Annotated in this window: 12 protein-coding genes; 5 read left to right on the forward strand and 7 right to left on the reverse strand. The window is 62.5% G+C overall.

Features of this window, described 5'->3' with window-relative positions; genetic code table 11:
* Positions 1–42: 42 nt before the first annotated feature.
* Positions 43–1,569, reverse strand: coding sequence for a DUF2125 domain-containing protein (locus AB9K34_RS09415; protein WP_369954162.1), 1,527 nt, complete (start codon positions 1,567–1,569; stop codon positions 43–45).
* A gap of 126 nt (positions 1,570–1,695) precedes the next feature.
* Between AB9K34_RS09415 and AB9K34_RS09420 the strand changes: the two genes are divergently transcribed.
* Positions 1,696–2,445 (forward strand): SDR family oxidoreductase, encoded by a 750-nt coding sequence (locus AB9K34_RS09420; protein ID WP_369954163.1) that lies wholly within the window; start codon positions 1,696–1,698, stop codon positions 2,443–2,445.
* Positions 2,442–3,062, forward strand: coding sequence for an enoyl-CoA hydratase/isomerase family protein (locus tag AB9K34_RS09425; protein ID WP_369954164.1), 621 nt, complete (start codon positions 2,442–2,444; stop codon positions 3,060–3,062). The genes AB9K34_RS09420 and AB9K34_RS09425 overlap by 4 nt, the downstream gene beginning before the upstream one ends.
* Here AB9K34_RS09425 and AB9K34_RS09430 read toward each other — a convergent pair.
* A complete protein-coding gene (locus tag AB9K34_RS09430; RefSeq protein ID WP_369954165.1) occupies positions 3,059–3,364 on the reverse strand; it encodes an HNH endonuclease in 306 nt (101 codons plus the stop codon). The genes AB9K34_RS09425 and AB9K34_RS09430 overlap by 4 nt on opposite strands.
* A gap of 72 nt (positions 3,365–3,436) precedes the next feature.
* Here AB9K34_RS09430 and AB9K34_RS09435 point away from each other — a divergent pair, with 72 nt between their 5' ends.
* Together AB9K34_RS09435 and AB9K34_RS09440 are read left to right on the forward strand one after the other, a co-directional pair.
* Positions 3,437–4,771, forward strand: coding sequence for a mechanosensitive ion channel family protein (locus AB9K34_RS09435; protein WP_369954166.1), 1,335 nt, complete (start codon positions 3,437–3,439; stop codon positions 4,769–4,771).
* Positions 4,768–5,979 carry a TIGR03862 family flavoprotein gene (locus AB9K34_RS09440; protein ID WP_369954167.1) on the forward strand — a complete coding sequence of 404 codons (1,212 nt, stop codon included), beginning with the start codon at positions 4,768–4,770 and terminating at the stop codon, positions 5,977–5,979. Before AB9K34_RS09435 ends, AB9K34_RS09440 begins: the two co-directional genes overlap by 4 nt.
* Here the strand turns inward: AB9K34_RS09440 and AB9K34_RS09445 are convergent.
* From AB9K34_RS09445 to AB9K34_RS09465, 5 genes are all read right to left on the reverse strand, one after another.
* A complete protein-coding gene (locus tag AB9K34_RS09445; protein WP_369954168.1) occupies positions 5,976–6,569 on the reverse strand; it encodes a glutathione S-transferase family protein in 594 nt (197 codons plus the stop codon). The two genes, AB9K34_RS09440 and AB9K34_RS09445, sit on opposite strands and share 4 nt — an antisense overlap.
* A 61-nt stretch (positions 6,570–6,630) precedes the next feature.
* Entirely contained in the window at positions 6,631–7,659 is a 1,029-nt protein-coding gene (gene holA / locus AB9K34_RS09450; protein ID WP_369954169.1) for a DNA polymerase III subunit delta, read from the reverse strand.
* Entirely contained in the window at positions 7,656–8,141 is a 486-nt protein-coding gene (gene lptE / locus AB9K34_RS09455; protein ID WP_369954170.1) for an LPS assembly lipoprotein LptE, read from the reverse strand. Before lptE ends, holA begins: the two co-directional genes overlap by 4 nt.
* The gene (leuS, locus tag AB9K34_RS09460) at positions 8,128–10,671 is read right to left on the reverse strand and encodes a leucine--tRNA ligase (protein ID WP_369954171.1); all 2,544 of its coding nucleotides are present in this window, start codon (positions 10,669–10,671) and stop codon (positions 8,128–8,130) included. The genes lptE and leuS overlap by 14 nt, the downstream gene beginning before the upstream one ends.
* A gap of 69 nt (positions 10,672–10,740) precedes the next feature.
* A complete protein-coding gene (locus AB9K34_RS09465) occupies positions 10,741–11,250 on the reverse strand; it encodes a DUF3576 domain-containing protein (RefSeq protein WP_369954172.1) in 510 nt (169 codons plus the stop codon).
* A 341-nt stretch (positions 11,251–11,591) separates the two neighbouring features.
* On the opposite strand from AB9K34_RS09465, the gene AB9K34_RS09470 reads away from it, so the two are divergent.
* The gene (locus AB9K34_RS09470; protein WP_369954173.1) at positions 11,592–12,704 is read left to right on the forward strand and encodes a porin; all 1,113 of its coding nucleotides are present in this window, start codon (positions 11,592–11,594) and stop codon (positions 12,702–12,704) included.
* Positions 12,705–12,706: the final 2 nt, after the last annotated feature.

The raw sequence follows: 12,706 nt of genomic DNA on the forward strand, positions 1-12,706 counted from the left end.
GGGGCACCGGGCGGTTGGTAACGCCGCCCGGTGAAATTCGCGTTACTTGATGCGCTGGCCGTTGGCTATGATATGGCCCTGGTCGTTGATCTCGATCCTTGACTTCAGGGTGTCGGGCGCATCGCCCGGAACCGCCAGAAGCCCCATCATCAAACGCGCGCCCATTGCCTCTTCGTTGGCGACGAGCCCCATGCCGCTGAGCTTTTCGAGCAACGCGTTGGCTCCGACCATCGTGAGGTCGATATAGCCGGCCGGGCGGGGATAGCCGTTCATTGTGGTGGTGTCGTCATTGTCAAAGGTGAAATCACCGGTGCCCGACAGACTGGCACCGACGAGCGAGACCAGAAGCTTGTTGATGGTCAGGGCGCTGATTTCGGCGGGCGGCGTGGCGCCGATCTGCATCATCGCGGCCTCTTCTGGGTCCAGAAGGTTGAAGAGCAACTTGCCCTTGCCGACCGCGTCCAGCACCACGTTGGCCGGGTCGCGCGGCAATTGCGCGGCTGGGTCGATCATCGACCACAGCACTTCGGACATCGTGAAATCACCCAGGTTCAGACCGATGGCGAAATCCTGATCCTCGTCCGACTCGCGAACCGGGATGCTGAGGTTGAAACCGGAAACCGCAGCGGAAATCTCGACCGGAACCGGCAGTTCGTCGGCCTGCATCGAGACCCCAATCTGCTTTTGCTCCAGGTCATAGCCGAGATGGTCGGCATCCATCGTGAAGCTGAAACGGCCGCCTTGCGATGTGCTGGCAAAGGCAAAGGACTCGCCATCGCCCACGCCCTGGAAATCCGAGCTTCCGGATCCGTATGTCAGGGTACCGTCGAATGCCAGACCATTTTCCAGCGCAGCATCGAAATCGTCCGGGTCCATGCCCGGTGGCATCGCTCCGGTTCCCTCGGTCCGAACATCGGCAATCGCGCCCTTGAAGCTGCCCATGTCGTCGGACTCGGGATCGTCAAAACCGATATCATAGCGCACGGCATCCGCCGTCAACTGCTGGCTGTAGGTGCGAAGATCGCCTGTCAGTGTGCGGGTGCTCGAATTGACATTCTCGATCGTCAAAAGGACGCTGAGCATGTTCTCGGGCATCGGTTCGTCTGCAATCGAAAGTGATGCCAGTTCCATTTTAGCCAATGCGGAAGAATAGTCATAGGTCACGTCGCCCCGGTCGCCCGAGGCGGTCATGCTGCTATCGTTGTGCGAAAACGCTAGAGCGCCCGTGACCGGCTTGCCGGTTTCATCCACAGTGGCAAAGTTCATCGGTATGTTGTCGGGTACAGCGATGTCAACGGTGCCATCGCCATTCTCGGAGAACGTCAGGGTGCCCATGGTGATCGTAACTGTGCCCTCCTCTTCCGCGAGGGGCATTTCGATCGATACGTCACTGACGGTCAGGACCCCGCCGGACCCGCTCGCGTCACCTGATACCGAATAGCCGGTGGATGTCAGGTAATCCTGCCAGTCCGCCCAGACATCTGCGGCTGTCAGGTCGGCATGGGCCGCCTGAGTTGCGAGGACATAGAAAAACGCGGCACCAAAGCCCCGTGCGAAGCGAGCGTTCATGGGCTAACCCTTCCAAAACAATTTTCGGCGCATCGTCTGCGCTTGGCAATCGGGCGTCAAGGGGTGGACCCGATCAATTCGTGGCATTACCACCTGTCCCAGGTGGCATTGTGAGGGAACGTGCACATGGACATGACGGGAAAGACGGTACTGATCACGGGCGCCAGCCGCGGGATCGGTGCGGAAGCGGCGCGGGTCTTTGCCCTTGCGGGGGCGAATGTGGGCCTGTTGGCGCGCAGCGAGGCACGCGTGGCCAGTCTTGCGGACGACCTTGGCGCGCGCGCCTTCGGCATAGCCTGCGACGTCAGTGATTACGCACAGGTCGAGGCTGCGGTGCAGGCCTGTGTCGATCGCTTTGGCGGGCTGGATGTGCTGATCAATAATGCCGGCGTGATCGAACCGGTCTCACATCTGGCCAGCGCCGATCCGGCAGCCTGGGGCCATGTCATCGACATCAACCTGAAAGGCGTGTTCTATGGCATGCGCGCTGCCCTGCCGGTGATGAGCAAGGCGGGCGGGGGCAGCATCCTGACAATCAGTTCGGGCGCGGCACATGCCCCGATCGAGGCATGGAGCCATTATTGCGCGTCAAAGGCGGGGGCCGCGATGCTGACCCGCTCGCTCGATCAGGAAAACCGTCACGCCGGCATCCGCGCGATGGGCCTGTCACCCGGAACCGTGGCCACCCAGATGCAGCGCGAGATCAAGGCCAGCGGCATCAACCCGGTAAGCCAGCTTGACTGGGAAGATCATATTCCCCCCGACTGGCCGGCGCGGACATTGCTGTGGATGTGTTCGCCGGATGCGGACGAGTTCATCGGCTCCGAGATTTCACTGCGCGACGAGGCCATTCTGAAACGCGTTGGCCTGACATGATCGACCTGCATCGGGATGACGGGTTGTGGACGGTCACGCTGAACCGGCCGGACAAGGCCAATTCGCTTACGGCGGCGATGCTGGACGAACTGGCGGGGATTGCCGAGGAAGCGACCGGGGCGCGGGCGCTGATCCTGACCGGGGCGGGCCGGGTCTTCAGCGCGGGTGCCGATCTCGACGAGGCGCGGGCCGGTCTGGCCACATCGGATGTCTGGGAACGTCTCTCGGGTGCCATCGCACGCTTGCCATGCCTGACGATCGCGGCTCTGAACGGAACACTGGCCGGGGGAGCCATGGGCATGGCGCTGGCCTGTGACCTGCGCATCGCGGTGCCGGATGCCAGGTTCTTTTACCCTGTTATGAAGCTCGGCTTTCTGCCGCAACCATCCGATCCCATTCGGCTCGCCGCGCTGGTCGGTCCCGCGCGAACCAGGTTGATCCTGATGGCGGGTCAGCGGATTACCGCGCAGGATGCCTTGCAATTCGGGCTGGTCGATCGGCTGGTGGAACCGGGTGCCCTGCTGGCGACGGCACGTGATCTCGCGGCGGATTCATGCGCCGCCGCCCCCGACATTGCGGCGGGGATCGCGCGACTCTGTGGCAAGGCGGTGGGCTAGCGGCCGGCGCGTCGCCTGCCGGGTACACGCGATCTGAAACCGGGCGGACGGTTGCGGACCCAGGAGATGAATTTCGCCAGACGCGGATGTGCCTGCAACGCCGCGATGGTGCAGTAGCTGCGGGCCAGTTCGGTTTCCGACAGGGTTGCGTGTATCTCGCGATGGCAGATGTCATGCAGAAGCACTGTCGCCCTACACTTGCCGCCCCGCAAGCGCGGGATCAGGTGGTGCAGGCTCTGCGGCACGTCCGCAGGGATCGGGCGACCGCACAGGGCGCAAATCGGAGGCGTCTCGTCAGACATCGTGCTTGATCCTCCTGCGCCGGACAGGCAAGGGTCTTGGCGCAATACGTGAAACGAGCATGGGCTATTGTGATGGATTTCGACCTGGAGAACCAACCCGAAATCGTGCGGCGGGCAGTTGATCTCGGGCTGCAGGGCTGGGAGCTGGCGAAAGAGTGGTTGCTCAGCCCCGCGGCCTGGACACAGTTTGCCCTGCTGGTCGCGGCCTTTGTGCTGGCGCTGCTGGTTACCCGCAAGGTGCGGCCGGCGCTGACCCGGCTTCTGACGCCGGCCGAGGGCCAGGACGGCATGATCGCCACCGCACGGCGCGCGGTTCTGGCCTTCCTCCCGCTGATCCTTCCGCTCATGGCATATCTGTTCACCGGCATCGGCGAAGGTGTCGTGCGCTCCATCTTTGACAGTGGCGAGGTCATCGCGTTTGGCAAGCGGGTGTTCCTATTCCTTGCGGCCCGCATTCTGGTCAAGGAGGTCATCGACGAGCCGTTTCTCAACATGCTCGGGCGACTGGTGGTGCTGCCCATTGCTGCGCTCTACGCGTTCGGGCTTCTGGACGAGGTCAACCTGTGGCTGAGCGAAACCACCGTGGGGCTGGGCAATATCCGCTTTTCCCTCATGGCGCTGGTGCGTGGTCTGATCGCGGGCAGCTTGCTGTTCTGGTTCGGACGATGGTCGAACGATCAATCGGCGGCGTTTCTCAAGAAACAGGAGCAAATGCGCCCTGCGACCCGCGAACTTGCGATCAAGGCGGCGGAAATCGCGATCTTCGGCCTCGCCTTCATCCTGCTGATGAACATCATGGGGGTGAACCTGTCGACCCTTGCGGTTCTGGGCGGTGCCATTGGCGTCGGCCTCGGTTTCGGCCTGCAAAAGATCGCGTCGAACTTCATCTCCGGGGTGATCCTGCTGCTGGAAGGGCAAGCCACGGTGGGCGACTACGTGGAACTCGACGGTGGCGAGGCGGGCACCATCGTCAAGATGACGGCGCGGGCGGCCATTCTGGAAACCTTCGACGGGCGCTGGATCGTCGTGCCGAACGAAGATTTCATCACAACCCGCGTCGTGAACTACTCCGACAGCGGATCGGCCAACCGCTACGAAGCACCGTTTTCCGTCAGCTACGACACCGATATCAACAAGGTGCCCGAAATCATCGAGACCGCCGTGGCCAAACTGCCCTTCGTGCTGGACAAGCCGGACGGGCCGGATTGCGAATTGCGCGGCTTTGGTGACAGCGGCGTCGATTTTGCGGTGGAATTCTGGGTTAACGGCATCGACGATGGGCGCAACAAGTTCACGCCGCAGGTGCTCTTTGCCGTGTGGAACGCGCTGCGTGACAACGATATTCAAATTCCGTATCCCCACCGGGTTGTCGAGATCAAGGGCGGCGTGCCGGCTGCTACGGAATGAGCCGGCCCGGCGCCCTTGTCATCGGAGCGGGCCCTGCCGGGCTGATGGCCGCGCAGGAGCTGGCGCAGGCCGGTTGCCGGGTGACGGTGGCCGAGGCCAGGCCTTCGGTCGGGCGCAAGTTCCTCATGGCTGGCAAATCGGGTCTGAACCTGACCAAGGATGAACCCGAGGCGGCGTTTCTGACGTCCTATGGTGCGTCCGCAGACTGGCTCGCACCGATGCTGGATGCGTTTGGCCCGTCAGCGGTGCAGGCCTGGGCGCGCGGGTTAGAGCAGGACGTGTTCACCGGCAGCAGCGGACGGGTTTTCCCGGTCGCGATGAAGGCCAGCCCCCTGCTGCGCGCCTGGCTGGCCCGGCTGGACGCGTTGGGGGTGACGCGGCACACGCGCTGGCGCTGGACCGGATGGAGCGCGGAGGGCATGGCGCGGTTTGAGACCCCGGATGGCTTTGAAGAGCTCTTTGCCGATGTGACGGTCCTGGCCTTGGGCGGGGCAAGCTGGGCGCGTTTGGGGTCGGACGGTGCATGGGCGCAGGGTCTGGCCGAACGCGGCGTGGACATCGCCACATTCGCCCCCTCCAACGCCGCGCTGGACGTGAAATGGAGTCCGCATATGGCGCCCCATTTTGGCGCGGCAATCAAATCCGTCCGCTGGCACGCCGGGAACCTGTCGTCGCGCGGAGAGGCGACGATTTCGGAGCGCGGGCTGGAAGGCGGCGGCATCTATTCGCTGACGCCCGCGCTGCGCGAAGGGGCGGAACTGCGGGTCGACCTGCTGCCCGATCTGGCGCATGACGCGCTGAACAGGCGGCTGTCATCCAGGGGGGACAAGGCCCGGTTGTCGCATTGGCTCAGGAACGGGTTGCGGCTGCCGCCGGCCAAGGTCGCATTGTTTTTTGAAATGACCCAGGGTGCGCAACCGCTGCCGCGCGAAACATGGGTCAAGACGTTGAAATCCCTGCCACTGCGTCTGACCGGTCTGCGCCCGATCGACGAGGCGATCTCGACAGCCGGTGGCGTCAGGCAGGCGGCGCTGGATGACGGGTTGATGCTGCGCGCGTTGCCCGGTGTGTTTTGCGCCGGAGAAATGCTCGACTGGGACGCGCCGACCGGCGGCTATCTGCTGACGGCCTGCCTGGCAACGGGGCGATGGGCGGGGCGGTCGGCCGCGCGGATGGCGCTGGCCGATCCTGCACGGCCCAGCACTTAACCCTCGACCAGCGCCTTGACCCGCTGGAAAGCGTCGCGGGCGCGCATGGATTTGGCATAGCCAAGGATGGCCTCGTTTTCGACGGGGAATTTGGCGGCATGCGCCCAGTTCAGGCAATGGACCGCGATAATATCCGCAATCGTCATCCTGTCGCCCATCAGGAACGGTCCCTCAAGCAGGCCGGCCAGACGATCGACATTGCGTCCGAACTCCCAGGCAAGGCTGGGTTTGGCCTCGGGCACGCGCTTGTCTTCGGGCAAGACAAAGCTGTGGCGCGCTGCGGTCCATAAGACCGCGTCCAGTTCATCCAGGATCATGTTGCTCAGCGCATCCTGTCGGGCGCGCTCGATGCTGCCCGCCGGGAAGGTGAGCTTGCCATGCCTGTCCGCGAGATAGGTCATGATCGCGGTCGAGTCGGTGATCGTGACATCGTCAACCTGAAACACCGGGATCTTGCCCAGCGGACTGAGCGCCATCACCACCTCACTGCGCGGCGGCGCCTGGATCAACTCGTAGGTTTGGTCGAGTTCTTCCAGCATCCATAACACGCGAAACGTGCGGCTGTTGATGCTGCCAAAGACCTTGTACATGCCATTCTCCGGATGTTGTTTGCGGTATGGAAAGGGTTGAGTTGCGCGACGTCAATGCCGGCTATCGCGGCCGCAGCCGCATCGCCAGCCAGATCAGCGTACGCTCCATGATCGCCATCGCCGGTGCGGTCTGACCAGCAGAGCGCAGTTGCAGATCGGTGTCGGTGAGCCGCGTCAGCGCCTTTTGCAACTCGATCGGACCCCAGGCCTTGGCCTGCCGGATGATCCGGTCGCGGCGCGGTCCGTAGACCGGAGGGCGCAAGCGTCCGACACCGGAGGCCGGACCGCCCGGGTCGGCGGCGGCGGTATAGAGCATGCGGAAATGTCGCGCCGCCCCGATGCAGAGCGTCACCGCAGTGGTTCCCTGTGCCTGCAAGCGGTTGAGCAATGGTCCGATTTCGGCGTCCCGTTGTTCCGCGACCACGTTCAGGATGTCGTCCAGCGCCGCTTCGGTCGATTGCGGGGCGCAGGCGGCAATGTCATCAAGGCTCAAATCCGTCTCGTCACCATGCTTGTAGAGCGAGAGTTTTTCGACGGTGCGTGCAAAATCGCCGGGACCGAGTGCCGCCGCGAGATCGGAGAGCGCCGTCATGCTGTCGGCGGGCACCTTGCGCAGACCCGCGGCGGTCAGGATACGCTCGACCTCGGCCCGGCTGGGCGGATCGTCATAAAGACCGACGGCAAGCGTGTTTCTATGATTTTCGAACAGCTTTCGCAGCTTCGAACCGGCCTTGAGCTGATTGGCGGTCACGATGATCTGGGCATCGCCCGGCTGCCACTCCTGAACCGCGCTCTGGATCGCCGGCGTGGCGGCGTCGCTGGCCGCCTCTACGAATACGGCACGCGGACCGGGGAAAAAGCCGACCGCCTTGACCGCATCCAGCAACAACGCCGGATCGCTTCGCAGGTCCGCGCCGGGCATCCGGGTCAGCCGCATCTCTTCCTCGGCACCCTCGCCGAGCAACGCGGCAATCACCTGTTGCCGCTTGAGCGCGACGCGCATGGCATCCGCTCCGTAAATAAGCAATCCAGTCCGATCCGGATCGGGTTTGGCAAAGTATTTTTCCGCATCGCGCCCGGCGAGCTTCACGACGCAAGATCCACGGTCGCGTTCAACTGGCGGGTGACCTGATCCGCCAGAATCACCATCAACCGTTCCCGCGCGTCCCGCTGGGCCGCCAGTGTTTCGGCGGTGTTGCCGGTTGCGGAGTAACCGGTAAAGTTGGTCACGCTCCCGGTTTCGACAGAGCGCCCGCTGCCGATCTCGATGAGATCGTAATTGATGCTCCCGACAACGCTGTAATAGGTTATGTCTCCGGAGGCCGTGATGGCCTGGCCCTGGATTGTAATTTCCAGCACCATCGCAAGGCGATAGACCGGGTCAGCCGCGCGCCCCAACTGTTCTTCCAGCCTGCGAACGAGGTAATAGGTGTTTACACCATCGGGCGCATCGACGCGGACCTTGCCGTAGAGCGCCTTCCCCCCTCCGCCCGGGCCATAGACCGGTTCAAAGCCGCAGGCGGCGAGCGCCAGCGGCATCAACAGCAGAGAGCGTCGGTCAAACAACGACATTCACGATCCGGCCGGGGACCACGATGATCTTTTTCGGCGCCGCCCCGTCCAACGCCTTTTTCACAGCGTCTACCGCCAGTGCGGTTTTTTCAACCTCATCCTTTGGCATGTCCTTGGGCACGCTGATTTCCGCGCGGCGCTTGCCGTTGATCTGGATCGGCAAAGTCACCGTGTCATCGATCAGCATGGTCGGATCAGCAACCGGCCACGGCGTGGTCGCGACCAGCCCTTCGCCTCCCAGACGGCTCCAGATCTCCTCGCTCAGATGCGGGGTCATGGGAGACATGAGCTGCGCCAGCGCCCTGGCCGCTTGCAGCTTGGCCGCCTTGCCGGCGCCGGATTTGGCCAGCGTATTGGTAAAGGCGTAAAGACGGGCGATCGCGGCGTTGAACCCGAAGGACTCGACGCCAAGGGTCACATCGTTGATCGCCTTGTGCATTTCGCGCAACAGGGTCTCGTCGTCCGCTTGCGGGCCGGTATCCGCGCCGGCGATCTCATCGGCGATGCGATAAACCCGGGCAAGATGCCTGTGCGCGGCCTCGGCCCCGGCGGCGGTCCATTCCACGTCGCGTTCCGGCGGGCTGTCGGACAGAACAAACCAGCGTGCGGTATCGGCCCCATAGGCCGAAATGATGCTGACCGGATCGACCACGTTCTTCTTGGATTTCGACATCTTGGCCGAGGGGATGATCTCGACCTCGGTGCCGTCCGCGAGCCTGCCATCGGTGACATCCTCGGGCAGGTGATAAACGGGGCGGCCGCGTTCGTCGCGCGTCTGGTAGATCTCGTGCGTGACCATGCCCTGGGTGAACAGCGCGTCAAAAGGTTCGATCGCCTTTTTCGGCAGGTGACCGGTGATCTGCATCGCGCGCGCGAAAAAGCGGGAATAGAGCAGGTGCAGGATCGCGTGTTCGATGCCGCCGATATACTGATCGACGTTCATCCAGTAGTCCGCTTCTTCCATATCGGTCGGCGTTTCTGCACGGGGTGCCGTGAAGCGGGCGAAATACCATGACGAATCGACAAAGGTATCCATCGTGTCGGTTTCGCGCCTGGCGGGGGCACCGCAGGACGGGCAGGCACAGTCGCGCCATGTCGGGTGCCGGTCGAGCGGGTTGCCCGGAATGTCAAAGCTGACATCGTCGGGCAGGCGTACCGGCAGGTTTTCCTTTTTCTCCGGCACCACGCCGCATGTCTCGCAATGCACCACCGGGATCGGGCAGCCCCAGTAACGCTGGCGCGACAGGCCCCAATCGCGCAGGCGGAACTGCGTCTTTCCGGTTCCCAGCCCTCTGGCCTCTGCCCAGTCGATGGTGGCGTCTATGGCTTCCTGGCCGGTGGCGACGTCCAGGCCCGCCGGCTGGTCGATCCAGCGCACCTTTTCCGTCTTGGGGGGAACGAATGCCGTGTTCTGAACCCGGCTGTCATCGTCCAGGGCCACAAAGGTGTCGATCACGTTCAAATCGTATTTGCGCGCGAAATCGAGGTCCCGTTGATCGTGAGCCGGACACCCAAAGATCGCACCGGTGCCATAATCCATCAGCACGAAATTGGCAACCCAGACCGGCAATGTCTGATCCGGGTAAAGCGGATGCTGGACGGTCAGTCCGGTGTCGAATCCGCGCTTCTCGGCCTTTTCAAGCTCGACTTCCGAGGTGCCCATCTTGCGGCAGGCGGCGTTGAACGCGGCGAGGTCGGGATTGTCCGCCTCAAGCGCCCGCGACAGCGGATGGTCGGTTGACAGCGCCATGAAGCTCGCGCCGGCCAGCGTGTCGGGACGGGTGGTGTAAACTTCGATCCCGTCCTGCCCGTGGGCGGGTGCCGTAAGGTCGAATGTCATCTGAAGGCCGCGCGACTTGCCGATCCAGTTTTCCTGCATCAGCCGCACCTTGGCGGGCCAGTTCTCGAGCCCGTCCAGCGCCTCGAGCAGTTCCTCGGCCATGTCGGATATCCTGAAGAACCATTGCGTCAGTTCGCGGCGCTCCACATCCGCGCCCGAGCGCCAGCCCTTGCCGTCGATCACCTGTTCGTTGGCCAGCACCGTCATGTCGACGGGATCCCAGTTGACCACCGCATTCTTGCGATAGACCAGACCGGCCTGAAGCATGTCGAGAAACAGCGCCTGTTGCTGGCCGTAATATTCCGGATCGCAGGTGGCGAACTCGCGGGACCAGTCGATCGACAGGCCCAGCGGTTTCATCTGGCCACGCATGTCGGCGATGTTGTCATAGGTCCATGTCTTGGGATGACCGCCGATGGCCATGGCGGCGTTTTCCGCAGGCATTCCAAAGGCATCCCACCCCATCGGGTGCAGGACGTTGTGGCCGGTCGAAATCTTGTAACGCGCGATCACGTCGCCCATCGTGTAGTTGCGCACATGCCCCATGTGGATCCGCCCGGAGGGATAGGGGAACATTTCCAGCACATAGTATTTGGGGCGGTCGGTCTTGTGGCTTGCGGTAAAGACACCGGTCTTGTTCCAGGCCTCTTGCCACTTTGATTCGATTTCTGCGGCGGAGTAGCGCGACATGAAAGCGGTCCTTTGACTGAAAACGCCGGGCATGAACCCGGCGCCCTGATGATTGTCTATGCGTGACGGTCAGATACGGCTGTCCTGCACGCGAAGCTGGCGAGCGCGGGACAGGATCGCATCCTCGACGGCGCGGGTTGTCGCGGCACTGACCGTTCCGCCACCCGACGTGTGCAGCGAGACCTTGAGCGACCGCGCATCCAGAGCCGGATCGTCGATCAGAACGGTGGCCCGATAGGATCGGCCGCCACCGGGCGGGGTACCATATCCGGTCACGATGACGCCGGTGAACGGATCGACGTCGGTCACCGGCAGAAACGAGAGCACGTCGAGCGAGGCCGCCCAGAGATACTTGTTCACGTTGACCGTCTGGTCGGTCTTGTTGGGGCCGAAGATATCCCAGATTGTAGACCCGTCAGAATCGGTAAATCCCGCTGTTTCGGGGTTGTTGGCCATATATTCCGACGGTGGAACCGTTGCCGGCACGGCGCGGTTGGCCGAGCGCCGGTTGCCGCATGCGGTCAGGCCCAGGCAAACCAGAATGATCAGCGTCGCCTTGAAGAATCCAGTAGCGTTCATCGTCAAATCCCGAACAGTGTTGGCAAGGTTCCTACCCAAGCAGGCAAGGTGGAGCAAGGCTTTACCGCGTGTAGAGGTGTCAGAGCCGCGCAAATCGCGGACTTGTCGCCGTAAGGTGCCGGTTTTCATGCGCTGCCCTGCGCACACGTATAATCAGAGTATCTTCGGATGTGATGCGGCGGGGCAAGGCAACTGTGGCAAAGCTGCACCATCCGCGACCGCTTTGATGCGCACCTGCTGCGAGCACTTGCCAAAACGGCCCCGAAAGAGCGAAACCCCTTTGCATACCCACGCCGGATTCCCCGGTTTGGGCGTATGATTTGAAAACCGAGGGAAAAACGATGAAAAAGGTTCTCTTCGCAACGACTGCGCTGATCGCTCTTGGCAGCATGGCAGCAGCAGACGTTCGCCTGAGCGGTTACGGCCGTTTCGGCTTGGACTTCAACCAGGCTAACGACAACGACTACAACGACGGTAACAACCCCGATTACAACGGCATCAGCGAGACCAACATCACCTCGCGTCTGCGTCTGCAGGTTGACATGTCGACCGAAACCGATGGCGGTGTTGGCTTCAACGCTCGTTTCCGTGCTCAGGCCGAAAGCCGCGACGGTAACGCAGGCGGCGCGACCTTCAACGGTGCCCGTTTCGGCGTGACCTATGGCGGTCTGATCGTTAACGTCGGCAACATCATCGGTGCCATTGAAAACGCGCCCGGCCTCTACACCACCGGCACACGTTCGTCCGGCACCGGTATCGACGGTATGGACTTCATGTCGCTGCCGCTCAAAGGTATCAACGTTGATCCGACCTCGAGCAACTTCCTGACACCCGGCACAAGCTTTGGCTGGGATGCGTACAGCTCGACCGGTTCTGGCGCCAACGGTGTCGAAGCACTCTACACTGTGGGTGGTTTCACCGGACACATCTCGTTCAGCCAGGACAACGATTACGCTCCCGGCGTAACCGGTGAAGATCGTCTTGCTGTCATGCTGACCTACAGCTTCGGCGACTACTATGTCACCGGTGCATACCAGTCGGTTGACGACAACCCGCTCACCTACACCGACGCAAACGGAACCGTTTGGGACCAAGAAGATGGCCTGTACTTCCTGGCAGTCGGCGGCCAGTGGGGCAACTTCGGTGCCAAGCTCGCCTACGGCTCCAACGACGTGGCTGACTCCGTGACGCTGGAAGGCAACATGGACATCGGCGCCGCCAGCAACATCCTGGTCTGGGTCAACAACACCGAAGTTGAAAGCGCTCTGCTTGATCCGGCGAACGAAAGCATTGTCGGCTTTGCTGACGCGATCAGCGAAATCGATGGCACTGCCTTCGGCATCAACTACCAGTATGACCTCGGCGGTGGCGCAACCTTCGTCGCTGGTTATGCCCAGTCTGCTGCTGATGACAACAACAGCCAGTTCCAGGCCGGTGTTTACTTCAGCTTCTAAGC

Origin of the sequence: Sedimentitalea sp. XS_ASV28 (genome assembly GCF_041224545.1) — a bacterium.
Taxonomy (GTDB): Bacteria; Pseudomonadota; Alphaproteobacteria; order Rhodobacterales; family Rhodobacteraceae; genus Sedimentitalea.